A 26,820-nucleotide genomic window follows, 5' to 3' on the forward strand; every position below is an offset into this window, starting at 1 on the left:
TAGGATCGGCGAGGGCTGGAGTCCCGGGCTTTCGCCACGCGTCCCTCTCCCCAGAACAGGATCGAAGTCGAGACGATGCACATTCTTCTGACGAACGACGACGGCGTCTTCGCGCCGGGGCTCCGGGCGTTGCGCAAGGAGTTGATGAAGCTGGGCGAGGTCACCGTGGCGGCGCCGGCGCTGGAGCAGAGCGGCGTGGCCCACACGATCACGATCCTGAACCCCCTGGTGGTCAAGCAGGTCGACGACGACGACGGCTCGGCCCTGGGCTGGTCGGTCGAGGGCTCGCCCGCCGACAGCGTCAAGCTGGCCATCTGCGAGCTGATGCGCCGGCCTCCCGACCTGATCGTCTCGGGGATCAACAGCGGGGCGAACGCCGGGATCAACGTCCTCTACTCGGGGACCGTCGCCGCGGCGATCGAGGGGGCGTTCTTCAAGATCACCAGCATCGCCGTCTCGCTCGAGCTGTCCGAGCACTTCGACTTCCCCCGCGCGGCCAAGCAGGCGCGGAAGGTGATCGAGAAGATCCTGGCCAGCAAGCCGGCCAACGGCTCGCTGTTCAACGTGAACATCCCCTCGCACGCGCGGGGCGAGCCCAAGGGCGTGAAGGTCGTGCCGATGGGTCTGGGGCGCCACGGCGAGGGCTTCGAACAGCGGCAGGATCCGCGCGGGCGGACGTACTACTGGATGACGTACACCCCGCCCCGCGAGGTGCCCGGCCCGGAGACCGACGTCACCAGCCTGGCCGACGGCTACGTCACCGTGACCCCGCTCCACTTCGACATGACCCGCCACGACCTGCTCGAGGACATCGGCGGCTGGGATTGGAAGAGCTGAGCGACGCCCCCGAAGGGGCGGCCCCGGTCCGACGCCCGGTCCGCCCCTTGGCCTCCGCTCAGGGCCGAGGCCGAGCCGGTCCGGGAGGCGTGACGCCGCCGGCTCCGGAAGGCGACGTCGGCCGAGGGCGCGCGAGCCCGGCCAGGGCCTCGGCCGCCGGGCGGTGCGAGGGATTCCGATCGAGCGCGGCCCGGTAGGATTGTTCCGCCAGGGTGGTCATCCCCGCCTCCTCGGCCGCCCGGCCCATGCGGTATCGCGCCTCGGGGTCGTCCGGGCGCTCCTGGACGGACCGGCTGATCGCCTCGATCGACTCTCGCCGACGTCTCGCCTGCTCGGAGCGCGCGAGCGTCTCCGCGGCTTTCGACTTCAACCCCAGCGCCTCCTGCACCTGAGCGAGAAGCTGCAGGGCCCCGACGTCGTTCGGCTTCAAGGAGGCCGCGACCTCCAGGTCCTCGGCGGCGGCTTCGAGACGCCTCGCGAGGAACCTCAATCGGCCGCGGACGAAGCGCGCGTCGAACGTCGGCCCCAGCTCGACGGCCCGGTCCGCCAGCACGAGGGCCTCCGGAAGCTCGCCTCGATCCAGGGCGCGCCGGGCGGCGAGCGAGAAGGCCCGCGCGTCTTCGGACGCCGATCTTCGCAGCTCGGCGATCAGCGGGTCGGCCTCGTCGCCTCGGTTGGCGTCCAGCAGCGCCCGGGCGCGTCCGAACTGCGATTCCCGGCCCTCGAACGACGGCGGAGTCCGCTGCAGGGCCTGCTCGTAGGCGCCCGCCGATTCCTCGTACCGGCCCTGGTCGTGGAAGACCTTGCCCAGCGCGTACCAGGGGCGGAAGTCGCTCGGATCTTGGACGGCCGCTCGCTGGAGGAGCGCCACGGCCCGCGCCTCGTCGCCGCCGGACAGGTAGATCGCCGCCAGCAGCTTCTGGGCCTCGCCCTGATCGACCTGGATCCTCAGGGACCGTTCCAGGAGCCGCCGCGCGGCCGGCGTCGCGCCGGCTTGGAGCGATGCGACAGCCGCCCGGTTCAGGACCGGAGCCAGGCCCGGCGTCCGGTCTTCGAGGCGTCCCAGCATCCGGTAAGCCTGATCGACGCGACCCTGCTCCAGGCGCGTCGCCGCGAGGGCAAGGTCGGCCCCCGACCTGTCGGGCGATGGCTGGGCGGTGCATCCGAGCAGGCATGAAGCCGCCAGCGGAAGCCACGCCCCGAGGGCCGGCCTCATGGGACGGACTCGGCCTGCGGGACCTCCGGGGGAGCCGGCGCGGGAGGCCGGAACGCGAGGATCCCGAGGGCCGTCCCGATCGCGACCGAGATGCAGGCGATCAGCCGCGTGGACGTCGATGCGGCGACGGCGTCCGTGGTCCGGTCGAGCGGGAAGGCGAGGCCGCCGACCAACTCGTAGACCACCGTCCCCAGGAGCGCCCCGATCAGGCCGCCCAGCGCGGAGCGGACCGCGATCGGGCGACCGGGATGAGGCCCGGAAAGGCCGACCGCAAGGCCCGCGCCGAGGCCCGCGAGCCCCCAGATGACGCCGTGGGCCCGGGCCGATTGGAGCATGTCGGTCCCCGAGGGGTCCTTGTATTCGAAGTGGATGGGGATGACCAGGTACGACCCGGCGACGCCTCCCGCCGCGCCCGCGATCAGACCCAGCAGGCCCGGGCCCAGGCTCCTGGCCGCGGGGCCTTTCCAGGGGGCGGCCGACAAGCCCAGGGCGAGCCCGAGGAGGCCTCCCAGCAGTCCGTACGAGACCGCGGCGTTCCTCGTCCCGGCGATCCTCAGCTCGCGGTTCAACGCGCCGAAATCGAACCGCCGCGCCGACGATTCTTCCGAAGGCCGGAAGAACCCGTTCGTCATCTCGCCGCAGCCCCAGGCCGCGAACCCCGCGATGCAGGCGACGAACAACACAAGCAGCCATCGATCATGCGCGGTCGAACGAGTCGCACCGGCATCCGTCCCAGGCGACGACTCGCCGATCGAGGGCGGGACGGACCCGACGCCTGGAAGATCATCGTCGAACCGCTCGTCGGTCATCCGTCACCCCCGAGACCTTCCGGCGTCCGGATCGCGGCGGCCGCCTTCCGCGGCCGACCGGCTCGATTCGGACATAGAAACCTCGTGCAGAGGCCTCGGCGGCGCGTCCCGAAACCGGTCCCTGCAAGAGAAGGAGACGACATGATATGTCTAGCATCGAGGGATCGACAAGCTCTCACTGGGGGCTTGTAATTTGCATCCTGCCGGTGGAGACTCTCGGGACACCTCCGATCGGATGTTCGGAGCGTCGTGCGTGCATTTCTCCGATTCGCGGTCGTGCCTCAACATCGTGCTTTCGGCCGTCCGGCACCGTGTCGACGACCCGATCCCCGCTCTCGCCGGGCGGGATTTTCGGGGCGGTGACGTGTCGCGCGATCGGCCTCCGAACGCGGCCGGACCATCGTGATCCCCGCAAGATCGCCCGGATGGCCGGCATGTCGAAGCAGCACCGAGACGAGGGCTCGGTCGCGGTCGAACCCAGGTCGCTCGACCCGGGTTTCGATCACACCCCTGCATAGGAGCGATACGCCTTGAAATCGCCATCGATGCGAGCCTTGGGCGTCTTACCGTTGATCGCGGCCGTCGTCCTCGCCTCCGGTTGCGGACCGGGGAGCGAGGTGCCGATCGCCAAGGCCCCGGCGCCTCCGGCGGACGCCAACCCCGCCCAGCCCAAGCTCCCGAGCAAGGACATCCTCAAGAACGCTTCCCCCAAGGATCTCAATCCGGGGAAGAGTTCCTGACGCGCCGCTCATCCTTCACGATCGCCCTTCTCCCGGACCCGGAAGACTCCGCTGCGTCATCGGTCGCATCCGCAATTTCCGTTGGAGGATTCTCCCATGAAGGCTTGTGATCACGCGATCCCGTCGCGATCATGCGGCAGGCGTGGACGTGGATTCACGCTCATCGAATTGCTGGTCGTCATCGCCATCATCGCGGTCCTGATCGCGTTGTTGCTGCCGGCCGTCCAGTCGGCCCGCGAGGCCGCCCGCCGCGCTCAATGCACCAACAACCTCAAGCAGCTCGGTCTGGCGTTGGCGAACTACGAGTCGGCCACGCAAGCCTATCCCGCCTGTTACGGGGGCACGCGCAACCTGTCCTCGCCGGCCACCGGGCGGGGGACGTGGTGCTCCTGGAGCCCCCACTCGCTGCTCCTCCCCTACTTCGAGCAGGGGGCGCTCTACAACGCCATCAACTTCTCGACGCATAGCAACGGCGATTGGCCGAACGACGCCCCCAACGGCGTCGCCGCGAACACGACCGCGATCACGGTCATGATCAATTCGCTCGTCTGCCCCTCCTCCCCGCAGGCGCCGGCGACCTACGCGGGCAAGCAGGTCCCCGGGAACAACTATTTCGCCTCGGTCGGCTCCAGCTTCCACTGGATCGGGGCGGCGGGGAGCGGCTCTCCGAACGGCATCTTCTACTACGGCGGCGGCGAGGCCCAGCTCAGCGGGGCCACCTGGGACTCGGTCGGGGCCCTCAAGATCAGCAACCTCACGGACGGGACCTCGAACACGATCGCGTTCGGCGAGTGGCGGACGGGGGACTTCAACGAGAACAAGCTCTCGATCACCGACGTGGTCACCCCGCCCTCGGCGCCCCCCGGGATCACCGACACCTGGGGCAGCCCCATGTTGAACATGCCGGCCGGCGCCACCGCGCTGCAGCAGTGGCTGCCGATCTGCGCCGGCTACGCCCCGACGTCGCCGGGGAACTGGTCCACGAACCGGAGCTGGCTGGCCAAGACCTGGGCGACCGGCATGTTCGGATACACCCTGGGCAACGTCCTGCTGCCCCCGAACTCGCCCTATCCGAACTGCGAGTTCCCGACCGCGGGGGGCGACTTCGACGCGCCCGGGATCTATGGGCTGAGCAGCTACCATTCCGGCGGCTGCAACATCGCCTTCGGCGACGGATCGGTGCGGTTCCTCAAGGCGAGCACCTCCAACACCATCGTCTGGGCGCTGGGCTCGCGAGAAGGGGGCGAGGTCGTCTCCTCCGACTCGTACTGAGCCCCGCGCCGCCGCGGCCTAGGCGTGGAAGAGGACGTCTCGCCGCGGCCGTCGGCGGCCCCTTGCTCACGGGGCCGGGGGGATCGATAATCGCGCCAGGGTCGGCCCCCGCCCGGGGCCGGCCTTCCCGCCTCGACCTTCCCGCCAGGATCGTCGGCCCGCCACGCCCCCCGTCGCGGCCGACGGGGAGCCGACGACCATGAGAACATCGACGCTGATCCGGAGCTTCGCGAGGGCGACGGCCGCGGCCGCCTCGCTCCTCACGCTCGCCGCGGCCGTCCCGGCGCCCGCCCAGGAGCCCGTGCGGAAGATCCCGCCGGCGATCGGGCCGAACATCGACCTCGAGCCCGGCGACTTCGCCCGGTCGCGGCGGTTCGGGCCGGGCGACAAGGTCGTGATGACGCACTATTTCTACTGGTACGACGCCCCTTCGAAGGCCCATATCGTCGACTACGACGGCTCCGACGCGCTGACCACCCACCCGCCGACGCTCAGGGACTTCTCGTACAAGAGCGTCTCGTGGCACAAGGGCCAGCTCAAGGACATGATCGCGGCCGGGATCGACGTCGTCCTGCCGGTCTTCTGGGGGAGCCCCGGCGACCACACGCCGGGCTCGCGGATGTTCTGGAGCTTCGAGGGCCTGCCCCCGTTCGTCAAGGCGCTCGACGAGCTGAAGGCCGAGGGGATCGAGCCGCCGGCCGTCGGCCTCTTCTACGACACCTCGACGCTCGAGTCCAACGGCTGGGGCTACCACGCCGACCTGACGACCGACCTGGGCCGGGCCTGGTTCGTCGCCACGATCCGCGACTTCTTCTCGATGATCCCGCCCCGGCACTGGGCGCTGCTGGACGGCAAGCCGATCGTCGACCTGTACTCGGCGGCGTTCGCCAAGGCCCACGACCAGTCGAGCATCGACCTCCTCAAGGCCGAGTTCCCGAAGCGGTTCGGCGGGACGGCACCGTACGTGATCCGCGAGGTCTCGTGGAACGTCAAGGCCGACGACGTCTACGCCTGGGGCGGCGCGGTGCGGCCGAACTTCCTGGGGGTCGCCGAGATCGGCCCCGGCTACGACCACTCGGCCGTCCCGGGCCGCGAGCCCCTGGTCGTCGACCGCGAGGGGGGCGCCTTCTACGAGCGCGCGTGGGTCCAGGCCCTGAACCGCTCGCCCCGGATCGTGATCGTCGAGACCTGGAACGAGTTCCACGAGGGGACCACGGTCGCCGAGGCCCGCGAGTACGGCCGCACGTACATCGACCTGACCCGCAAGTACGTCGATATGTTCAAGAAGGGGATCGTCCCGCCCCGGCCGAGGACCGCGTACACCGACGCCGCGACGGTCGCGATCGCGCTGGGCGCGACGGACCGCGCCGAGGGCCTGGCCCGGGTCGACGTCGCCGACGGCCGCTCGGCCGCCGCGACGACCGCGGGCAAGACCTCGCGGGCGCCGGCGAAGGGGGTGGGCGGCCGCTACCTGTATTTCCGCGTCGACGACGGCTTCAAGTGGGCCCGCTCGATGCACGCCGCGGTCGAGGTCGACTACTACGACGCCGGACCGGGCTCGTTCGGCCTCCAGTACGACTCGCACGACCCGTCGGCCGAGCTCAACGGCGCCTACAAGCCCGCCGCCGCCCGGGCCGGCCTGACCGGCTCGCACGCGTGGAAGACCGTCCGCTTCGACCTCCCCGACGCCCGCCTCGACGGCGCCCAGAACGGCGGCGCCGACTTCCGCCTGGCCTTCTAGGGCGTCGACCCGCCGATCCACGCCGTGCGGATGATCCGGCCGGGTCGGTGAGTCGACCCGCCGGGCGCGCCCCTCGCCCTCTCGGTCGCCCCCGCGCCGCCGGCCCTACACCTCGGCCGCCCGCGCCGGCGCGGGGTCGGGGCGCGCGCCGGCCGCGGGGCGGCCGCCGACGCCGAGGCTGGCGATGATCGTCGCCCCCACGAGCATGGCGCCCGAGAGGATCCAGAGGGACGAGTCGTACGAGTCGGTGTGGTCCTTGAGGACCCCCACCAGCGTCGGCCCGATCCAGCCGCCGAGGTTGGCGAGCGAGTTGATCAGGCCGATGCTCGCCGCCGCGGCCGTCTCGGTCAGCAGCAGGCCGGGGAGAGTCCAGAAGGCGGGCAGGTAGGCCTTGAACCCCACCAGCGCCATGGTGAACGCGGCCACGGTCAGCCACTGGTTCCCGCTCGGGTAGTTGTTCCGGTTCGTGAACGGGATCAGGGCCATGGCCACCGCCCCCACGACGATCGGCAGCGAGGCGTGCCAGCGCCGCTCGTTGGTCCGGTCGGAGTTCCAGCCCACGAAGATCTGGCCCAGCAACGACCCGATGGGCGGGATCATGAGCAGGTAGGCCACCGTGCCGACGTCCAGCTTGTACCAGTCCTTGATGATCGAGGGCATCTGCATCTCGACGGCGTAGTTGCCGCAAGTGCAGAGGAAGAAGGCCAGCGCCAGGAGCAGGATCTTGGGGTGCGCCAACGCCTGGACGATGGTGAAGTGCCCGGACCCCGCGTGCCGCCGCTTCTCGTCGTCGAGCTCGCCCTGGAGCGCCTCGCGCTCTTCGGGGGTGAGCCACGACGCCTGGGCGGGGCGGTCGGTCAGGTAGGCCAGGACCACGAAGCCCAGGACGACGGCCGGGATCCCCCAGAGCAGGAAGACCCACTGCCAGCCGAAGAGGCCCCACGGTCCCAGCCCCCCGCCGCCGCCGAGCCTCAGCATCTGGTTCGAGATCGGCGGCCCGAGGATCTGCGAGATCGGCGCGGCGATGAGGAACCAGGCCAGGGCCCGCGAGCGGTCCCGGCGCGGGAACCAGTGCGACAGGTAGACGATCACGCCCGGGAAGAACCCGGCCTCGGCCAGGCCCAGCAGGAACCGGGCCAGGCAGAACTGGGCGACGAACGGCGAGCCCGGGCGTCGCAGGGCCGCCGCGGCCGTGCCTTCGCCGCCGCCGAAGACCCGCTCGACGACCCCCGCCGCGGCCCCCAGCAGCGACTCGAGCGCCGTCGTCACGACCGGCACGCGGTAGTGCACGAACGCGGTCAGCGAGGCCACCAGCCCCCACGAGACCATGATCCGGAAGATCCACTTGCGGGCGCTCCAGCGCTCGACCAGGATCGAGCCCGGGATCTCCAGCAGCAGGTAGCCGAAGAAGAACACCCCCATCCCGAAGCCGAAGACCGACTCCGTGAATCCCAGGGAGCCCAGGTCCTCCTCCATCTGGAGCTTCGCGAAGCCGACGTTCGTGCGGTCGACGTAGGCGACGACGTAGCAGATGAACAAGAGCGGCAGGAGCCGCCGATACGCCTTGCCCCGGGCACGGTCCAGGGCGCTTGGGTTCTCCGACGGCATGGGGCGCCCTCGATCGGATCGATGGGGAGGAGGTCCGCGGCGCGGCACGGCAGGCCAGTCTATAGGATCGGCCCCGCGTCCCCCACTCCCCAGCGGGTACTTTGTCGAAAACACCGGCGACCTGGGCGATCCACCTTCTCCCCTCGTGGGAGAAGGTGGCCGAAGGCCGGACGAGGGGCTCGTCATCCGACGCCGACCCTTTTGCGGTCCAAGCCTCCCACCGGCCTCGTGGTCCGACGGCCCGGCGGGGTCCCCCTCATCCGGCCCTTCGGGCCACCTTCTCCCACGAGGGGAGAAGGTGGATCGCCCCGCCCCCACTCCGGGGTTTACGATAGAGCGTCCGGCGGGGAAAAGCGGGCGGCCCGAGGCCTCGCCGCGGCCCGCGGGGGCTCAGCGGCTGACGTCGGAGCGGGAGCGTTCGCGCAGGCGGCCGAGGCTCTTGCGGTCCACGCGGTCGGCGCGGGCGCGTCCGCGGCGCGGGCTCGGCTCGGACGGGCCGGGGAAGGGGGCCAGGCTCGCGTCGACGTCGCGCGAGGATTCGACGCCGGGGGGCCGTCCCGCGGGGCCGGCGAGCAGGGCCGGGCTGAAGGGGAGCGAGATGGGGGTGATGCGGTTCACCTTCCAGACGCCGGGCTTGGTCTCCTCGAAGCCCAGCGACCAGGCCGAGTCGCCCGCACCGGCCCCGTTGTACCCCGCCGGCCCCTGCATGGCCCCCCGGACGAAGATCTTGAACTCGGCCTTCCCCCGCCGCGTCCGCCGCCCGGCGCTGGTCTGCAGCTCGCGGATCCGCACGACGTCGAACTTCGAGTTGGCCAGGCTCGCCTGGATCAGGGCCCGGGTCGCGATCGTCGGCATCGATTCGCCGGCCTGCACGTACTGGACGTCGGGCGTCAGGTGCGCCAGCAGCCCTTGGGCGTCGGAGGCCAGGAGCGACCGCCGCAGGTCGTAGACCACCGCCTCGATCCGCTCGTCGTCCGTGACCCAGAACCACTCGACCGTCAGCACCACGCCCGCCAGGCCCAGGGCCGTCAGGCCCCAGATCAGGTACTTCCCCTCCTGCCGGGCCCGCAAGGCCACGAAGCAGCAGGCCGCCGCCAGCAGCAAGGCCCCCGCCGGCAACGTCGGATCTTCCGAGAACATCGTCATCCCGACGCCTCCCCGCCCCTGAGTCCTACTTTTGTAAGATCCAGGGGTATTGTCGCTGCGAGCGGGCCGCCCGGCCAGTCCTCGATCATTCGGATTTCTCGGATTTGGGGTCGGCGGGGGCCTTCTTCTCGTCGGCCTTGGCCTTCTCGGCGGGCTTGGCCTTGGCGTCGGGCTGGGCCTTCTTCTCGCCGGCCTTCCTGTCGCCGGCCTGGCGGCGGACGGTCTGGACGTCGGTGAAGGCGACGGGGATCTGGTTGTAGCGGGGCTCCCATTCGTTGGCGCGGAGCTTGATGTGGGCCTCGAGGTACTTGACGAGGGCCTCGGCCGCGCCGGGCTCGAGGCGCAGGAGCTTGTAGCCGTGGAGCGGGGAGGGGAAGATCTCGACCTTGTTGAAGCGGCCCCGTTCCAGGTCCTTTCGCACGGCCTCGACGGCGTCCTTCGAGGCCGCGTCCTTGGCGCCGGCCATGAGGAACAGGGGGACGCGGAGGGCGACCGGCGGGGCGATGCGCGTCAGGGCGTAGCCGGAGCCCTCGGGCTGGGGCGAGACCAGGACGAGGGCGGCGAGGTCGCCGGCCCGCCCCTCGGTGGAGACGGCGGCCCCGGGCTGGTGGGCCCAGGCCGCCGCGAGGTTCCCCCCCTCGCCGACGCCGACGACGCCGAGCTTGCCGACGTTCAGCTCGCCGCGGTTGTGGCGGTCGAGCAGGAACTGGTAGGCGGCCTGCAGGTCGTCGGCCATCGCGTCGCGCTCGTCGGCCGCGAGCGCCCGCCGCGGGTTCTGGCCCTGGCCCCGCAGGTCCATCGTGAAGACGGCGTAGCTCTCGTCCTGGAGGTGCTCGGCCAGGCCGCGGCCCTTGAACTCCAGGACCGGGTCCTCGAAGTCCTTCCGCGACCGCTGCCGCTCGTGGATCAGGATCACCACCGGCGCGTTGACGCCGACCTTCGCCGGGTAGTACGAGGCCGCCAGCGGCGTGCCGTCGAACGAGCGGAGCTTGAACGTGTAATGATACGTCCCCGGCGCGCCGGCCTTCCCCGCGTCGGCGCGGGCGAGCGGGTCGCCCCCCTGGGGCTGCACCTTCTTCAGCGGCTCGCCCCCCTGGTTGCGCAGGGGCCGGCCGCCCTTCCGCCGCGCCTCCTGGGCCGCGACGCCCAGGGTGGTCGACAGGGTGATCAGGACGGTCCAGAATCTCCGGCTCGCCAGCAGTCTGCGCATGGGGCGTCCCCGTAATCGGCTCGTCGCGAGGCGGTCTCGCGGGCCGGTCGGCCCGCCTCATCATCGTATGCCGCGAGCCGGCGCACCACAAGCGCGACCGCCGCGGGGCGCGGCTTCAGCCGGCCAGGTACCACGGGACGTTGATCACGACCACCCGGCGGAAGCCGCTGAGGCGGAGGTAGGCCTTGATGAGCGCCGCCGTCTGGTTGTGGAGCACGTAGTGATACCACCGCGTCCCCACCATCTCGGGGACGATCACGGCGATGTCGCGGCCGGGGTGGGCCCGCGCCAGGTCCGACACGACTTCCTTGAGCGGCCCGTAGAGCCGCCGGTACGGGGAGTAGACGACGATCAGCTTCGGCGCGGGGAGGTGCTCGGCCCGGGTCGGCGCCCTCACGAGCGTCTCCCAGCCGTCTTCCAGGGCGGCCATGGCCTGCTCGTCGCCGGCGATGTGCAGGGCGTAGATCTCGGGCGAGATCTTCAGGGCGAACCGCATCGCCTTGCGGGTGACCGCGCTCCAGCCGCGGATCGGCAGCAGCACCAGGGGCGGCTCCAGGCCCGCGGCGTCGAGGGGCTCGGCGGTCGCCACCTCGCGGCCGACGGCCTGGTAGTGGGCGCGGACGCCCCGGAAGAGGAGCAAGAGCCCCGGGACCAGCAGGACCATGACCCAGGCGCCCTCGACGAACTTGGAGACCAGCACGACGGCCAGCGTCACGGCCGTGCAGGAGGCCCCCGCGGCGTTGATCGCCGCCGACCGGCCGGCGTGGCCCCCGCCCACGCGCCGCCAGTGGGCCACCATGCCCGCCTGCGAGAGCGTGAAGGCCAGGAAGGCGCCGACCGCGAACAGGGGGATCAGGTTGTCGGTGATCCCGTCGAACACGATCAGCAGCCCGGCCGACAGGGCCGCCAGCACGAGGATGCCCTGCGAGTAGACGAGCCGACGTCCCCGGTGGGCGAACCCGGCGGGCAGGTAGCCGTCCTGCGCGACGACCCGGCAGAGCCGGGGGAAGTCGGCGAAGCCGGTGTTGGCCGAGAGGGCCAGCACGGCGAGCACCGAGCCGATCGTGACGTAATAGAAGGCCCCGCGGCCCACCACGGCGGCCACGAGTTGCGAGATGATGCTCTGGTAGCCGGCCCGGCCGGGCTCGGTGGCGGCGATCCCGTACGCCCGGCACAGGTAGGCGATCCCCGCGAGCATGACGGCCAAAACGGCGATGATCGCCGTCAGGGTGCGGCGGGCGTGGGGGACCGCGGGCTCGCGGAAGGCGCCCACGCCGTTGCTCACCGCCTCGACCCCGGTCATGGCCGTGCACCCGCTGGCGAACGCCCGCATCAGGATCCAGAGCCCCGCCGCCGACTCGGCCGGGAGCGGGCTCGGCGGCACCTCGACGGCCGCCGGCCGGCCGCCGGCCAGCCACGCCTTGACGACGCCGATCGCCAGCACGGCCAGCAGCGAGGCGATGAACAGGTACGTCGGCGCCAGGAAGGCCACGCCCGACTCCCGCGTCCCCCGGAGGTTGACGGCCGTGATCATCGCCAGGATCAGCAGGCACAGGGCCAGCGTGTAGGGCTGGAACGAGGGCAAGGCCGACACCAGCGCCCCGACCCCCGCCGAGACGCCGACCGCCACGACCAGCACGTAGTCGAGCATCAGCGCCGCGGCGGCGAACAGGCCGGCCGTCTCGCCCAGGTTCTCGCGGGCGACGGTGTACGACCCGCCGCCGTGGGGGTACGCGGCGATCGTCTGGCGGTAGGAGAAATAGACGACCAGCAGCAGGGTGATGATCAGCGTGCTGATCGGCCCGATGTAGCCCACGCCGGCCGGGCCGAGCGGGATCAGCAGCGTCAGCGCGGCCTCGGGCCCGTACGCCGCCGAGCCGAGCGCGTCGAGGCCGAGCATCGGGATGCCGGCCCAGACGCCCACCCGCTGCTCGCCCTCCTCATAGGTCGCCAGCCGCCGGCCGAAGAGATAATCGGTGATCGCCATCGCGGGACTCCCGCCCCGGGACGAGGATCGGCGAGGCCCTCGCCCGTCGATCGTCGGCGTCCCGGAGCGACGGAGCATCATACACCCCGCGGCCGGGCCATGCACCGCCGGGCCGGCTTCACGGCCCGGCCGTGCGGACGTCGCCCAGGTCGCGGGCCTCGCCGGGCCGGAGGACCAGGTCCTCGAAGGCCGTGCCGACGAGCGAGCCCTTCTGGAAGACCTCGGCGCCGTAGCGTCGGCCGGGGACCAGGCGTTCGAAGCGGAATCGGCCGTCGCCGTCGGCCTGGATCACGGGGAGCACGCCCACGCCCGGGTCGTCCCCCGCGGCGAGCCTCCGACGGGTCCCCATGTCGAGGAACGTCTTCTCCGGGACGCCCGCCGACCCTCGGGCGTCGACGATCCGGCCGGTCACGGACGCCCAGGGTTGGAGCGTGACGGTGTAGGGCGCGTCGTCGTCGCCCCGGGCGACGAGGTCGCCGGCCAGCTTCCGCCCCTCGTGGACGAACGTGATGCGGCGGCCGCGCCCCGGGTCGAGCTTCGAGATCGCGGCGGTCGCGGCGCGGAGGCGGGGCTCCTGGTCTCCGGGGTGCAGGGTCAGGCCGTCGGGGACGACGCCGACGAGGGGCCTTCCGTCGGGGTCGAGGAGCGTCACGGTCCTGGGCCGGTCGCGCACGACGGTCGCCGAGAGTTCCAGCGGGCCCGAGCCGACGGGCGGGTCCGCGAGCGCGATCGCCGCGTAGTCTTCCTGCCGATGCCAGTTCGGACCCAGGATCAGGTACTCCCCGTCGCCGTAGGACGTGCGGGCTTCCTGCTCGGTCCAGTCCGCCTTGCCGGGGGCGAAGAACGCCTTGGGGTCGACGAACGGCGGGCGGAGGCCGCGGACGCTCGGCGTCTGCACCAGGACCGCCGCGGGGCCGGGGGCCAGGACCCCCTCGTACACGCCCGGGTCCGTCCGCAAGGCCCGGCCGACCGGACGCTGGCCGACTGCGACGACTCCCGGGGGCAGGGAGGCCAGGTAGGGGTTCGGCGAGACGGCGTAAGAGTCCACCGTCGCCTCGACCGGGGCCCCCGCCTCGTCGACGACCTTCAGTCGGTACGGCACGCCCCGTAGGCACTCGATCACCACCCCGTCGCGGCGGTCGACGACCGTGGAGGCGGGCAGATAAGGCCGACCGGGCCCCGGCGCAGCGGCGAGCCGGAGCGGCTGCCGCGCGGCGGCCGCCGCCATCGGATCGGCCGGGAGCGGGCCGACCGGCTCGAGTTCCTCGGGGAGGATGCCCCGCATGGTGAAACGGCCGTCGGGCCCGGTGACGACGTCCTCCGGCCTCGGCGACCCGTCGCCCCGGCCGACCCGGACGCCGGCGAGCGGCTCGCGGGTGTCGCCGGCGATCACGAGGCCCGAGACCGCGACCGAGCGGTCGCGGTCGAGGCTCGCCGTGAAGCTCGCGCCGTGGGTCGTGTGGGCCGGGCGGCCCTGCATGTCCCGTTCCGTGGTGGGCACGTCGGCGGTCTCGCGGGTCACGACGGTCAGGTAGCAGTCGGCGAAGCCGGAGGCGGAGACGCGCAGGTAGGCGACGCGGTCGGCCCCCAGGCCCGTCATGCGGAAGCGGCCCTCGGCGTCGGTCGCGACCTGTGAGGGGACGCCCGGCAGGACCTCGGGCGGTGAGATCGGCCGGCCGTTGCAGGCGCCGCCGAGGATCGTCCGGACCTGGACGAGATAGCCGTCGAGGTCATTACGGTCCGGGATCGTGAGAGTTTCCAGCCGCACGCGGGCGCCGGCGACCGGTCGCCCCTCGGGGTCGACGATCCGGCCGCGGATGGGGACGTCGCGTACGAGTCGCAGGGTCAGGTCGGCGCCCTTGATCGGATCCCAGTGGGAACGGAACGAGGAAGCGCCCTCGCCCCAGGTGCGAGCCCAGTCCGGGGCGTAGCCGTCGGCCCCGGCCGCCATCAGGCCCTCGCGGCGCGCGGGGAGGCCGTCGAGGCTCTCGAACGTCATGTCGGCGGCCTCGAACGCGAACCGGCCGTCCGGCCGGCTCAGGGCCCGGGCGGGGCCGAGGTCCCGGGGCGTCCCTTCGCCGCGCGGCGCGACGTAGATCCGGGCCCCTGCGATGGGCCGCCCCTCGCGGTCGACCACCCGGCCCGCGAACCGGCCGGCGTTCGCGGGGGCGTCGGGGTCGGGAGCGGGCTCGGGCTCCGGGGGAGGGGCGGTCGCGGGGGCCTGCCGAAGGGACTTTCTCGGCGGCGGCTCGCTCGGGGCGGCGGCCGCGAGCAGTCCCCCCGCGAGGAAGGCGGCGACGGTCAGGGCGGCGGCCGACTTGAGGGCGGCCCACGGCGCCACAGCCCGGGCGGCGAGGGCGGCGACGGCGGGCGTCGGACGCGCGCCCGCCGCGAGCGAGGACGCCGCCTCGAACGCGGCCCGCCGGGCGACCGCGAGGGCGGGGGCGAACGGCGTCGGGAACGCCGTCGCGGGGTCGACGCCGCGGCGTGCGAGACCGTCGCGGAGCTTCCGCCTCGCGCGGGCGAGGCGGCCCCCGACCGTCCCCGCCGGGCAGCCGAGCACCGCCGCGGCCTGCTCGCGGGTCAGCCCCTCGAGGTCGCAGAGCACGATCGCCGCCCGATACCGCTCGGGAAGGCGGCCGACCTCCTGGCGGATCACGGCGAGCAATTCCGACCGTTCGGCGTCGGCCCCCGACCCCGCCTCCGGACCCGGCCGCGACGCCTCGCGACGCCGGCGGCGGGCCTGAGAAAGGCGGTCTTGCCGAGCGACGCGACGGGCGACCCGGTACAGCCAGCCCCCGAGCGACGGCCCGACGGGGAAGGTCCCGATGCGCTTCAGGAGGACGAGGAACGTCGCCTGGAAGGCGTCCTCGGCGTCGGCGGCGTCCAGCACGCCGCGGCAGGCCCCCATGACCAGGGGGCCGTGCCGCGCCACGAGCGCGGCGAACGCCTCGGGGTCCCGGCCCGCGGCGAATCGCTCGACGAGCTGCGCGTCGGTCAGGGCCGAGACGGCACCCTCGTCGAGGAGGCGGAGCAGGAGGGGCGTCGGGCGGGCGGAGAGTTCTCGGGGCATCGGATCGGGCTCCCTCGGCCGGTCGGGACGGGAGCGAGGCGCGGCCGCCGCGTCCTCGCCGTTCCACCGAAGAGGAATGGTCGCCGGGCCCCGACTTGATACGCCTTTTCCCCCTCGCGGGGCGTGGGCCCGCCCGATCAGCCCCCGGCGACGCGCCGGCGGGCGTCGGCGAGCATGTCGGCGAGGGTCTGGTCGATGGGGAAGACCGGCTCCCAGCCGACGGCGGCGCGGAGCTTGGAGGGGTCGGCGACGAGGTAGGGGAGGTCGACGGCGCGGACGCGGGCGGGGTCGATGCGGACCGCGATGGGCTTCGTGGCCAGGGCGAGGAAGCGGTCGAGGGCGTCGGTCAGCTTCAGGCCGCGGCCGGTGCCGAGGTTGTAGATCTCGCCGGCCTTGCCGCCCTGGGCGAGCAGGCGGTAGGCGCGGACGACGTCGCGGACGTCGGTGTAGTCGCGGACCACGTCCAGGTTGCCGACCTCGACGGCGTCCTTGAGCCCGGCCTCGACCTCGGCGACCTGGTGCGCCAGCGTCGCCAGCACGTACCGGGGCGACTGCCGGGGGCCGGCGTGGTTGAACGGCCGTGCCATGACCACGTCGAGGCCGTCGGACAGGTGCATCTGAACGCCCAGCAGGTCGGCCGCCGCCTTGCTGGCCGAGTACGGGTTGTTGGGCCGCAGCGGGCACGACTCCGTGACCGGGATGAACTCCGGCGGCGGGTCGCCGTAGCAGACGCCCGAGCCCACGATCACCACCCGGGGCTTCGGCGCGAGGCCCGCCTCCTTCACCGCCGACAGCAGGTTGAGCGTCCCGCCCAGGTTCAGCGCCCAGGTCCCCCGGGGGTCGTCGAAGCTGGCCCGGGGGTTCGACTGCGCCGCGAGGTGGTAGATGGCCTCGGGCTGCTTGCGGCGGAGGAGGTCGGCCAGCTCGGCCTGGTCGACGTCCATCAGGTCGAGGCGCTCGATGCGGACCGAGCGCGCCAGCTCGGCCAGGTCGTCCGGGAACCGGCCCGACGCCGAGACGCCCGCCACCTGATCGCCGCTCGCCAGCAGATGCTCGGCCAGATGCCCGCCCACGAACCCGCTGATCCCCGTCACGAACGCTCGCACGGCGGTCGGCCCCCCATCGCCTTCGGTCGTCGCCCGTCCCGCCTCAGCCCGCGTGCCCGCGGTACGCGCCCGACTTCACGCGGTCGACCCAGTGCGAGTTGGCCTTGTACCAGGCGACGGTGTCTTCCAGGCCCTTCTCGAAGGTGACGCTCGGCGTCCAGCCCAGCTCGCGCTCGGACTTGGCGGTGTCGACGGCGTAGCGGCGGTCGTGGCCGGGGCGGTCGGTGACGTACTTGATCAGGGCCTCGGTCTTGCCGGTCAGCTTCAGGACGGCCTTGGTGACCTCCATGTTGTACCGCTCGCTGCGGCCGCCGAAGTTGTAGACCTCGCCGGCCTTCCCCTTCCGCAGGGCGGCGTCGACGCCCCGGCAGTGGTCGACGACGTGGATCCAGTCGCGGACCTGCATGCCGTCGCCGTAGACCGGCACCGGCACGTCCGCCAGGGCGTTGGTGATGAACAGGGGGATCAGCTTCTCGGGGAACTGGTACGGCCCGTAGTTGTTCGAGCACCGGGTCGTGACGACGTCCATCCCGTGGGTGTGGAACGCGGCGCGGACGAGCAGGTCGGAGCCCGCCTTGCTGGCCGAGTAGGGGCTGTTGGGGGTGAGCGGGGTCTCCTCGGTGAACGCCGGGTCCTTGGGCCCGAGGGTGCCGTAGACCTCGTCGGTCGAGACGTGGACGAACCGGGGGACCTTGGCCGCTCGGGCGGCGTCCAGCAGGTTCTGGGTGCCGATGACGTTGGTCCGCAGGAAGGGCGTGGCGTCGTGGATCGAGCGGTCGACGTGGCTCTCGGCCGCGAAGTGGACGACCGCGTCGAATCCGCCGTCGGCGATCAGCTTCGTCACGAACGGCCGGTCGGCGATGTCGCCGTGGACGAACGTGTAGCGGGGGTCGCCCGCCAGGTCGGCCAGGTTGTCGGGATTGCCGGCGTAGGTGAGCGCGTCCAGGTTCGTGATCGCCAGCTCGGGATGGTTTTCGAGCTGCAGCCGGACGAAGTTGGCCCCGATGAACCCGCAGCCGCCGGTGACGAGAATCCGCTTCAACGAGGATGCCATGATCGCCCTCTAACCCGCCCCGAGCCGTCCGAATTTCTCGTCGCACGCGTGACTGGCCAGGGTAATGGGCGCAAGCCCTGACCGCAAGGCGGATTGCCGCCGTCGATCGGTCTCCCGAGGTCGAGCGGAACGGACGCTTCGAGTCGGCGTCGCGCGAGGCAACGACGGCGGGGGCCCGCACGGCCCCGTCGGGCGGCCGGCGTAGCGGGAACTCGGCCGACGGCGAGGAGGCGTCGGATCGCGGCCGGGGGAGGAGGATGAAACCCGCCCTGAGGCTCCAAGGATCGGGAGCCGGGCGAACTTCCCGACGAGATCATCAGGTCTTCATAAATCCTTCATGTCGCCCCGTACACTAGTGGAACACCCTCCACTACGTCAGCCATCGTGCCGAAACGCCCCCTTGCCGTCGGGCGGCCGGATCGTCATACCCCGAGGAGTTTCCTTGAACGTCACGCGCCTTCCTCTCCGCCGTCGGACCGGCTTCACGCTGATCGAGCTGCTGGTCGTCATCGCCATCATCGCCGTCCTGATCTCGCTGCTGCTGCCGGCCGTGCAGGCGGCGCGCGAGGCGGCCCGCCGGGCCCAGTGCGTCAACAACCTGAAGCAGGTGGGCCTGGGCCTGCACAACTTCGAGAGCACGAACAGCTTCTTCCCGCCGTCGGGCATCCGCGGCTCCGGCGTCTGCCGGCCGATGAACATCAACGTAGGCCCCGACGGCAAGATCCCGACCGGCGGCATGTCCACCTCCAGCTACGTCTTCACGCACATCCTGCCCTACATGGAGCAGCAGCCGCTCTACGCCGCCTACAACATCAAGCTGGACTTCCGCCGCGCCGACAACTCGACGGCCGTCGCCACCCTGATCCCGAGCCTGCTCTGCCCGTCGTCGGCCAACGGCGAGAAGTACCACAGCTTCAGCGACTCGGCCGGCGACGCGAGCGTCTGCGGCGGCCCGTTCACGAACGTCCGGACGGCCGTCACCGACTACGCCGTGAGCAACGGCGCCGAGGAGAACTTCGTCAAGTCGGGCCTCAGCGACCTGACGGATTGGGGCCAGCTCGCGATGCTCCGGAACGTCACCGGCGGCGAGCCCGACAACGTCACGCGGATCGCCCAGGTGACCGACGGCCTCTCCAACACGATCATGATGAGCGAGTCCGCGGGCCGGCCCCACCTGTACCTCCGCGGCGGCCGCAGGCACCCGACGGTGGTCCCCGGCGAGGGCTCCGCCGGCGGCTGGGCCGACTACGACACGGGCTACACCCTCCACAGCTACACCCTCGACGGCAGCAAGACCCCCGGCCCCTGCTTCACGAGCTGCTACAACGGCAACGAGGACTACTCGTTCCACCCCGGCGGCGGCAACTACCTGATGGGCGACGGCTCCGTCCGATTCATCAAGGGGACCTCCGACATCCGGATCTACGTCCGCCTGCTCACCCGGGGCCTGGGCGAGGTCCTCTCCAGCGACCAGTACTGATCGACCGACGACAGGATCCCGACCATGCTCCGCCGCCTCGGATTCGCCCCCCTCGCCGCCGCCCTGGCCCTCGCCGGCCTCGGCTGCGGCGAGGACCTGGGCTATCAACTCCCCGTCCACCCCACCTCCGGAAAGGTCGCCTGGAAGGGCGAGCCGGTGAAGGGGGCGTTCGTGAGGTTCCACCCCGTCGACCCCAGGTCCGTCCAGCCCCCGCCCGGCGAGCAAGGCCCGCCGATCGCCCTGACGACCGCGACCGAAGCGGACGGGACGTTCGTCATGAGCTCCTACTACGCCGACGACGGGGTCCCGGCCGGCGACTACGTCGTCACCGTGACCCCCGCCGGCGCCGCGATCGAGGCCGCCGCCCCGGGCGAGGAGGACGCCGGGCCGCACCCCGACGACCTCGCGCCGGCCGAACGCAAGAACGCCGCCTGGCCCACCTTCGCCCGGCTCTACCGCGACCCCGCCACGTCCCCCCTCAAGGCCGCCGTCAAGCCGGGCGGCGAGAACCGCTTCACCTTCGACCTGAGCGCCGTCGACCCCAGGCCCGGCCGCTCCCGGGCCGCCGCAGACGTCAACTGACCGGCCCTCGCCGAAATCGGCTTCGTCTTGGCTTCATTCGCGTCTCGCGCCAACGAAGCCATCTGACGCAAGTCTCTTTGCAACAGGTCTTTGTCGCGAGAAATCGGCTCGTCCGGCCGCTGGCGCTCGATCACGTTTTTCGCCCCTCGATCGTCTTCCGCATCGCCTCGCCTCCCCCCGACTCGACCCCCCCGCGCGCACCGCCCCCATGCCGACTATGGGACCGATCCGCCGAACAGGGAGGCCTCTGGGGAGGGAAAGAGCCCGGAAGCCGTCGGAGACGCCGACGAAGGCGCTCACCCCAGGTCGACGACGAACGCCCCCGGGACCTCCGACTCGACGAGCGCGCAGGCCAGGTTGAGCCAGGGGCCGCAGCGGTCGAGGACGCCCGAGTCGGCGCTGGCCACGGGATCGCCGGGGAGGATCAGCAGGCGGTCGGGGTCGGGGACGACCTCGGCGCTCCAGGTCGGGTCGACGTCGCGGATCATCGCGGCGAGCCGGCCGCTGTTGGAGACCGGGGCGTCGAGCAGCCAGGTGCAGGGGCCGACGCCCCAGGCGGCCAGCGCCCGCGCCGCCAGTTCCAGCGCGGGGCGGGTCTCCTCGACCCGGCGGTACGTGCCGTGGACGCTCGCCAGGTCGCGGAAGCAACCGTCGCGGGCCCCCAGCACCACCCCGCCGCCGAGCGCCGATTCGAGCGTCAGGATCAGGTTGAAGCCGTCGATCCGGATCGGCCGGCCGCGGAGCGAGGCCGGGTCGAGCCGCCGCGCCTGTCTCCCGTCGCGGTCCGCGTCGCGGCAGGCGCAGCGGAGCACGGCCGACCGCTGACGCTCGACCAGCCGATGCCGGTCGCCCACCAGCTTGAGCGTCGAGGGCTCCGCGTACCCCCGCGAGAGCAGCCACGAGAATTCGGCCGCGGCGGTCGCCAGCCTCGGGCGGGCCGCCGGGCCGAACCATTCCCGATCCTGCGGCCCCGGGCCGCGATGCGTCCGCGTATCGGCCACGGGCCGGCTCCTCGTCGCCCGCCGATGATCGCCCTCGTCCCCGGGTCGGCATCGTACCATGACCGCTCCCGGGGATCCCGGTCCGGCGGGGTCGACACGAAGAGGCGTCGTCCCGGCCGCCGCAGTCCAGGCAATTTTGACATTCCGGGGAAATCGGTTTTCGCGTCGCCGAACCGGGTCGTTCGTCGAATGATCTTGCGGACGGCCGTCCATTTCTCCACACCAGGCCGGACATCGATGCAGGCGGACGGTTGCGGGGCCATCGGGCCCCTCGGACACCGTCCGCCGTCCGCGCCCCGCTCGCCGAGGATGGCGAGACGCGCCGTCGGGAAGACGAGGTAGGAAGCCCGTCCCGACGGCGCAGGACCTCCAGAAAGGATTCACGCGATGTCCCGAAACAAGGACCAGTCGTCTTCCCCCCACGCGCACGTCCCGGGCCGCACCGGGCGGCGGAACAGGCGAGGCAGCACGCCCTCGCTCACGACGCTCGAGGACCGGAAGCTCATGACGCAGGGCTTCGGCGCGCCGATGGGAATGATGGCGATGGCCGCGCCCATGCCGATGTTCCAGGCGCCGACCCAGGCCCAGGCCGCGACGCCGACGGCGTCCGGGGACGCGGGGGTCACGAGCGCCGCGGTCGCGACGACGGCGGCGCCCGTCTCGACGCTCTCGTTCCAGGGCGACTACACCTACCAGACGTCGCAGGCCGTCTCGGGCCGGCCGGCGTTCGGCGTCGACCCGGGCCAGGGTTGGATCCAGCAGGGCGCCGACGCGCAGTTCGGGCCGACGGGCCCGCTCGCGCTGGGCGGGGCCGCCGGCGTCGGCTGGCCGACGGCCGCAACCCTGCCGTCGTTCCCGGGCGACCCGACGAGCCAGCCGATCGCCATCGACGCCAGCACCCTGCCCGCCCAGGCGAGCGACCCGTCCCTCGCCGCGACGTCCGGCCTCGCGACGACCTCCGCGACGGCCACCGACGCCGCGACGAGCCAGGCGGCGATCGACGCGGCCTTCGCCAAGCAGTCGACCGACATGCAGGCGATCCAGGACAAGTCGGAGGTCACGCCGAAGCTCCTCGCCGCGCTCCGCAAGGCCCAGGACCAGGTCGTCTCCGAGGCCGGCGCCGCCGACGCCGACCTCGTCAAGACCTACCAGGCCGACGCCCAGGCGGTGGAGACGTCCGGCACGTTCACCGACGCCCAGCAACAGCAGCTCAAGGCCGACTACACGGCCGTCCTCCAGAGCGCCGGCGTCTCCGACGCGACGATCACCGCCCTGTTCGCCGCTCAGGACGCCGTCAAGGCGGCCAGCCACGTCACGTCCGACGACGTCCAGCTCCTGGCGGCCGACCAGAAGGCGGTCCAGACCCTGCTCGACGCGCAGCCCTCGCAGCCGATCGCGTTCAATTACCAGGGCCGGGGCGGCGCCGCCGACGCGGCGATGGCCGGGGGGCTGGGAGGCGTCTACATGAACGCCGGCGCCCCGTCCGGGGCCGTGACGACCAGCGTCCAGCCCGCGACGATCACGCCCGGCGCCCAGCCCGTCGTGGTCAGCACGGCGGCCCCGGACGTCACCACCACGGCCGTCGCCCAGCCCGTCTCCGTCTCCACCGGCGCGGTCCCGACGCAGGGCGGCGTCCACACCCTGCCGGCGGGCGTCACCACGTCGGGGTTCAGCGTCGTCCAGCAGAACGTCCCGCGCGGCATGATGCGCCGGCTGGCGACGAGGTCCGGCGGCGGCCGCAGCCAGACCTTCACCGTCGCCAACCGCTCGGCCGTCAACAATCCCGTCTCCCGGCCCGTCGCCGCGAGCCAGGCGGGCGTGCTCCGGGCCACCCCCGCCGCCGCCCGGCGTATGAGCGGGGCCCCGACCCAGGGCCTCAGCCAGAACCCCGGCGTCTGACCCGACGCCGCCTCGACGTCGCGCCCGCCGGGGGGAGAGGACGCCTCCCGGCGGGCGCGGCGGCCCGCCGCGTCAGGGCTCGCGATCGAGCAAATCCAGCAAGGCTTCCGCCGCGTGCCAGGTGTGCGGGGTGCAGAGCTTCGCCTCGGCGTACGCCGGGTCGACCACGTTCATGCCCCGGTAGTCCGCCTGGCTCGCGTCGGCCTCCCACGTCAGCGGGTAGTCCCGGTCGCCGAGCTTCCCCCTGTGCGACCCGGTGAAATGGGAGCCCGCCCAGGTCAGGTAGGGGTAGGCGTCGCTCTCGATGACTTTCTGCGCAAGCCGGTCGTCCGTTCGGGGCGCCCACCAGGCCAGGGCGGCGTAGCCGTCGGCCGTCCTGGGGGCCTCGTAGGGATCGTCCAGGCCCAGCGAGGCCAGCCCGAGCTTCGCCCACAGGGTCTGGTAGACGGGATGGGGGGCGAAGTCGCTGCGGCCCTCGATGTGGCGGCCCTTCTCGAACCGCTTCAGCTCGCGCCGGACGACCGGCACGAGGGGATGGTCGGCGTCCGAGACGAGGGAGATCAGGTAGAGGGCCTCGCCGAGGTTGTCCGCCTCGTCCTCGCCGTTGTTGTTGCGGTCGTAGGGCTCCCTCAGCCCGAGGATCCAGCCCCGGATCAGGTCCAGGTCGCCCGTCTTCTCGAAGGCCATCGCCATCATCGCCCCGTCCCGGTACCAGGGCTTCGGGTAGACCATGAAGTTGGGCGTGGGCCGGCCTTCGACGACGTTGATCAGCAACTCCTGGCGCAGCACCCGCAACACCGCGGCGCGGCGTCGGCCGGCGAAGGTCGGCAGGACGACCCGGCCCCGCGCGAGCGCCGTCTTTCGACCGTCCTCCTCCAGCCAGACCGCCTCCTCGTCCTCGACGAGGAAGACCCGGCCGCCCCCCATGGTCTTCAGGGCGACGGCGTAGGCCGAGGGCGCGATCCGCTCGTCCTGCACGTCCCAGCGGCGGACCTCCTCGCCCGTCCGGGCGTCGCGGAGCACGCCCCCTTTGTACACGAGCTTCCGGCGGTCCCCCATGCCGAACAGGAAGAAGGCGACGGGGGGGAGCTTCCGCACGCCGCCGTTCTCCCGGCGCACGGCGTCGAGCTGCGCGCGATACTCGGCCAGTTCCCGCCCCAACCCGTCCCACCGCTCGTCGTCGGCCCGCGCGATCGCGGCGGTCGCCGTCGCGGCCAGCAGGACGACGAGCCCGATCGTCCGCGATTTCGCCGGGGGCATGAGGGTCCTCGCTTTCCTCGGCGGCCTCGGGATCCGCCGGGATCGTCCCGGGGCCCGCGCCTTCCCGATTGGACCATCGCCGCGGCCCGAAGTCCACGCGGTCGGCGGGGCGCGCCGGCCTCTTGCCGCTCGCGTCGCCTCCTGGCACATTGAAGGCCGCCTCGGCCCTTCCGGAGGCCGCCTCGATTCGCCGACCGTCGCAGGCGATCCGGGGACGCGACTTCGCCGGCGATCCGAACGGGACAGACCCATGACGCATCCGACCCGCCGCGACTTCCTGGGCGCGGCCGTCGCCGCCTCGCTGCTGGGCCGGGTCGACCTCCCCGCCCGGGCCGCCGCCGTGGCGGTCCCCAGGCCGACCGACGTCGGCGTCGAGGACGTCGCCTTCGACTACGAGGACTACCGCTACCGGACGCCCATCAAGTTCGGCGGGACCGTCGTCGATCGCGCGACGATCCTGAACGTCACCTGCGTCGTCAGGACGCGCGACGGCCGCGTCGCCAAGGGGTTCGGGTCGATGCCGCTGGGGAACGTCTGGTCCTTCCCCTCGAAGGCCCTGCCGTACGACGCCACCCTGGGCGCGATGAAGGCCCTCGCCGAGCGGATCCGCACCATCACCGCCGCGCATCGCGAGGCCGCCCACCCGATCGACGTCAACCGCGACCTGGAGCCCGACTACTTCAAGGCCGCCGAGGAGGTCGCCAGGGAGCGCGGCCTGGCCGAGCCGATCCCGAGGCTCTGCTCGCAGGTCGTCGCCAGCCCCTTCGACGCCGCGATCCACGACGCCTTCGGCAAGGTCCACGGCCGCAGCAGCTACCAGACGTACGGGCCCGACTTCATGGTCCAGGACCTCTCGGCCTACCTCGGCCCCGAGTTCCGCGGCGAGTACGCGAGCCGGTACGTCTCCGAGCGGCCCAAGGCCCGCATGCCGATGTACCACCTGGTCGGGGCCGTCGACCCGATCGTCGACGCCGACGTCGTCAAGCGCGTCGGCGACGGCCTCCCCGAGACGCTCCCCGAATGGATCGAGCGCGACGGCCTGACGAACCTCAAGATCAAGCTCAACGGCGAGGACCTGGCCTGGGACGTCGACCGCGTGGCCCGCGTCGACCGGGCCGCCGCCGAGACCCAGGCCCGCCGCGGGGTCAAGTCGTGGGTCTACTCCCTCGACTTCAACGAGAAGGCCCCGAACGTCGCCTACGTCCTGGAGTTCATCCGCCTCTTGAAGGCGAAGACGCCCGACGGCTTCGGCCGGATCCAGTACATCGAGCAGCCGACCGCGCGCAACCTGCTGGCGTCTCAGCCCCACGCCCTCGACGAGGCGTCGAAGGTGCTCCCCGTCGTGGCCGACGAATCGCTGACCGACTACGAGAGCCTGCTGCTGGCCCGCGACCGCGGCTACACCGGCGCGGCGCTCAAGGCGTGCAAGGGGCAGAGCCACGCGGTCCTGCTCGCCGCCGCCGCCCAGAAGTTCGGGATGTTCCTCTGCGTGCAGGACCTGACCTGCCCGGGCGCCTCGCTGATCCACTCGGCCGGGCTCTCGGCCCACATCCCCAGCGTCCGCGCGATCGAAGCCAACGCGCGGCAGTACATGCCCGCGGCCAACAAGGGCTGGGAGGACCGCTTCCCGGGCATCTTCCGCGTCAAGGACGGCACGATGGAGACCGCCGTCCTCACCGGCCCCGGCCTGGGCGCCGTCTGACCTCGCCGACGAACCGGCTCAGAAATCCTCGAACAAGGCGAGGGCGGGCTTGGCCGGCGCACGGCCCGAGCCGGAGCCCGAACCCGAGACGGCGCGGGCGAGCCGCAGCGGCAGGCCCAGCAGGGCGACGGCCAGCTTGAAGGCGGTCGCGACGCCCCACACGGCGACCCGGTAGACCGCCACGACGCCGAACCATGCGGCGAGCAGCCCGAACTCGATGAGGCCGAAGACCAGGGCCAGGGCCAGGTCGAAGCCGATGGCGAGCAGCGCCCGGAGCCCGCCGTAGGTCCGGTGCACCGTCCCCCTGCGCCCGAGGCGGTATTCCGTCGTGTAGTGAAAGGCCATGCCCAACTCCTCAATCGCCGCGGCGGCCCGCCTCCTGGTCCCTCCACGAGGCCGTCCATCTCGTATTCGGCGGCCGACGTCGATTATTGCCGGGGCGGGGGCCGCCGCGACGATCGCTCGCCCGAAATAGCTCGCCGCTCTCCCGGCGTCGCCGAGCGTGCAGGCGGCTCGGCGACGCCGGGAGAGCGTGGGCGCGGTGGTTCGGGTGGCGTCGGCCGATGAAGCGGGCGAACCGGCTCTCACGCCAGGCCTTCCACGCGATGTCGCGGCCCGGCCCATCCGCCCGTTGGTCGCTCGGGCCGCTTCGCCGGCACGTTCTTTGCAACAGGAGATTCCAGGAGGTTGATCGGTTCCTCCGCCGGGAGACGAACGCCGAGTTGCACGAGCCTTCCCGACGCGGACCTGCAGTCCATCCTCCCCCTGGACGCCCGGTCCGGAGGGATGAGGTCCCCGGTCGTAAAGCCCGACGTGGTCTTCTCCGAGGGCAGGGCGGGGGATGCTATCGACATGGCGATGGACGACATCCATGTCGCCGAACGCCGGATCCGCCGCGGGTTGATCCTCGGCGGTTCGAGCTCCTCGGCACGACGACGGATCGATCCCACCCCGAGTCGGCTCGGTCCGTCGCGATCTCGCGGTCAGGCCGACTCGGACCTCCCAGGGTTCCAGGCTCGGCGATCGGCCCGAGGCCGCCCGCGAGCCGGGCGGAGGCGTCCCCGGGCCGCCACGACCCTGAAGGAATCGCTTGATTT

20 protein-coding genes are annotated in these 26,820 nt (G+C 72.3%); 8 read left to right on the forward strand and 12 right to left on the reverse strand.

The genetic code is table 11. From position 1 onward, the window contains the following. Positions 1–75 precede the first annotated feature (75 nt). Positions 76–837, forward strand: a complete 762-nt coding sequence (surE, locus tag PZE19_RS28225) for a 5'/3'-nucleotidase SurE (RefSeq protein ID WP_277863944.1) — start codon at positions 76–78, stop codon at positions 835–837. A gap of 58 nt (positions 838–895) precedes the next feature. On the opposite strand, the gene PZE19_RS28230 is transcribed toward surE, so the two are convergent. Both PZE19_RS28230 and PZE19_RS28235 read right to left on the reverse strand, forming a co-directional pair. Beyond that, on the reverse strand, positions 896–2,053 hold the full coding sequence (locus PZE19_RS28230; protein WP_277863945.1) for a tetratricopeptide repeat protein: 1,158 nt from the start codon (positions 2,051–2,053) through the stop codon (positions 896–898). Next, positions 2,050–2,736 carry a hypothetical protein gene (locus tag PZE19_RS28235; RefSeq protein WP_277863946.1) on the reverse strand — a complete coding sequence of 229 codons (687 nt, stop codon included), beginning with the start codon at positions 2,734–2,736 and terminating at the stop codon, positions 2,050–2,052. The genes PZE19_RS28230 and PZE19_RS28235 overlap by 4 nt, the downstream gene beginning before the upstream one ends. A 680-nt stretch (positions 2,737–3,416) precedes the next feature. On the opposite strand from PZE19_RS28235, the gene PZE19_RS28240 reads away from it, so the two are divergent. The 3 genes from PZE19_RS28240 to PZE19_RS28250 all read left to right on the forward strand — a co-directional run bounded on the left by PZE19_RS28240 (position 3,417) and on the right by PZE19_RS28250 (position 6,615). Further along, positions 3,417–3,602 (forward strand): hypothetical protein, encoded by a 186-nt coding sequence (locus tag PZE19_RS28240; protein WP_277863947.1) that lies wholly within the window; start codon positions 3,417–3,419, stop codon positions 3,600–3,602. A gap of 96 nt (positions 3,603–3,698) precedes the next feature. Continuing rightward, positions 3,699–4,874 carry a DUF1559 domain-containing protein gene (locus PZE19_RS28245; RefSeq protein WP_277863948.1) on the forward strand — a complete coding sequence of 392 codons (1,176 nt, stop codon included), beginning with the start codon at positions 3,699–3,701 and terminating at the stop codon, positions 4,872–4,874. Between the two features lie 199 nt (positions 4,875–5,073). Then, a complete protein-coding gene (locus PZE19_RS28250) occupies positions 5,074–6,615 on the forward strand; it encodes a DUF5010 domain-containing protein (RefSeq protein WP_277863949.1) in 1,542 nt (513 codons plus the stop codon). Between the two features lie 105 nt (positions 6,616–6,720). Here PZE19_RS28250 and PZE19_RS28255 read toward each other — a convergent pair whose 3' ends face one another. From PZE19_RS28255 to rfbB, 7 genes are all read right to left on the reverse strand, one after another. Continuing rightward, positions 6,721–8,223 carry an MFS transporter gene (locus PZE19_RS28255; RefSeq protein ID WP_277863950.1) on the reverse strand — a complete coding sequence of 501 codons (1,503 nt, stop codon included), beginning with the start codon at positions 8,221–8,223 and terminating at the stop codon, positions 6,721–6,723. Positions 8,224–8,613: 390 nt separating this feature from the next. Further along, positions 8,614–9,369 carry a hypothetical protein gene (locus PZE19_RS28260; RefSeq protein WP_277863951.1) on the reverse strand — a complete coding sequence of 252 codons (756 nt, stop codon included), beginning with the start codon at positions 9,367–9,369 and terminating at the stop codon, positions 8,614–8,616. 85 nt (positions 9,370–9,454) lie between these two features. Continuing rightward, positions 9,455–10,579: an alpha/beta hydrolase gene (locus PZE19_RS28265; protein WP_277863952.1), complete on the reverse strand. Its 1,125-nt coding sequence runs from the start codon at positions 10,577–10,579 to the stop codon at positions 9,455–9,457. A 115-nt stretch (positions 10,580–10,694) separates the two neighbouring features. Then, positions 10,695–12,566 (reverse strand): APC family permease, encoded by a 1,872-nt coding sequence (locus PZE19_RS28270; protein ID WP_277863953.1) that lies wholly within the window; start codon positions 12,564–12,566, stop codon positions 10,695–10,697. A gap of 118 nt (positions 12,567–12,684) precedes the next feature. Continuing rightward, positions 12,685–15,639 (reverse strand): sigma-70 family RNA polymerase sigma factor, encoded by a 2,955-nt coding sequence (locus tag PZE19_RS28275; protein ID WP_277863954.1) that lies wholly within the window; start codon positions 15,637–15,639, stop codon positions 12,685–12,687. 137 nt (positions 15,640–15,776) lie between these two features. Then, on the reverse strand, positions 15,777–16,745 hold the full coding sequence (locus PZE19_RS28280) for a GDP-mannose 4,6-dehydratase (protein WP_277863955.1): 969 nt from the start codon (positions 16,743–16,745) through the stop codon (positions 15,777–15,779). A 43-nt stretch (positions 16,746–16,788) separates the two neighbouring features. After that, entirely contained in the window at positions 16,789–17,799 is a 1,011-nt protein-coding gene (gene rfbB / locus PZE19_RS28285) for a dTDP-glucose 4,6-dehydratase (protein ID WP_277863956.1), read from the reverse strand. Positions 17,800–18,241: 442 nt separating this feature from the next. On the opposite strand from rfbB, the gene PZE19_RS28290 reads away from it, so the two are divergent. Together PZE19_RS28290 and PZE19_RS28295 are read left to right on the forward strand one after the other, a co-directional pair. After that, positions 18,242–19,279 (forward strand): DUF1559 family PulG-like putative transporter, encoded by a 1,038-nt coding sequence (locus PZE19_RS28290; RefSeq protein WP_277863957.1) that lies wholly within the window; start codon positions 18,242–18,244, stop codon positions 19,277–19,279. Positions 19,280–19,303: 24 nt separating this feature from the next. Continuing rightward, positions 19,304–19,861: a hypothetical protein gene (locus PZE19_RS28295; protein ID WP_277863958.1), complete on the forward strand. Its 558-nt coding sequence runs from the start codon at positions 19,304–19,306 to the stop codon at positions 19,859–19,861. Positions 19,862–20,157: 296 nt separating this feature from the next. Here PZE19_RS28295 and PZE19_RS28300 read toward each other — a convergent pair whose 3' ends face one another. Then, on the reverse strand, positions 20,158–20,862 hold the full coding sequence (locus tag PZE19_RS28300; RefSeq protein WP_277863959.1) for a DUF434 domain-containing protein: 705 nt from the start codon (positions 20,860–20,862) through the stop codon (positions 20,158–20,160). Positions 20,863–21,249: 387 nt separating this feature from the next. Here PZE19_RS28300 and PZE19_RS28305 point away from each other — a divergent pair, with 387 nt between their 5' ends. Beyond that, positions 21,250–22,761 (forward strand): hypothetical protein, encoded by a 1,512-nt coding sequence (locus PZE19_RS28305; RefSeq protein ID WP_277863960.1) that lies wholly within the window; start codon positions 21,250–21,252, stop codon positions 22,759–22,761. A 72-nt stretch (positions 22,762–22,833) separates the two neighbouring features. On the opposite strand, the gene PZE19_RS28310 is transcribed toward PZE19_RS28305, so the two are convergent. After that, a complete protein-coding gene (locus tag PZE19_RS28310) occupies positions 22,834–24,021 on the reverse strand; it encodes a hypothetical protein (RefSeq protein WP_277863961.1) in 1,188 nt (395 codons plus the stop codon). A gap of 250 nt (positions 24,022–24,271) precedes the next feature. On the opposite strand from PZE19_RS28310, the gene PZE19_RS28315 reads away from it, so the two are divergent. Beyond that, entirely contained in the window at positions 24,272–25,723 is a 1,452-nt protein-coding gene (locus PZE19_RS28315) for a mandelate racemase/muconate lactonizing enzyme family protein (protein ID WP_277863962.1), read from the forward strand. Positions 25,724–25,741: 18 nt separating this feature from the next. On the opposite strand, the gene PZE19_RS28320 is transcribed toward PZE19_RS28315, so the two are convergent. Continuing rightward, positions 25,742–26,068 carry a hypothetical protein gene (locus tag PZE19_RS28320; protein ID WP_277863963.1) on the reverse strand — a complete coding sequence of 109 codons (327 nt, stop codon included), beginning with the start codon at positions 26,066–26,068 and terminating at the stop codon, positions 25,742–25,744. Positions 26,069–26,820: the final 752 nt, after the last annotated feature.

Origin of the sequence: Paludisphaera mucosa (genome assembly GCF_029589435.1) — a bacterium.
Taxonomy (GTDB): Bacteria; Planctomycetota; Planctomycetia; order Isosphaerales; family Isosphaeraceae; genus Paludisphaera; species Paludisphaera mucosa.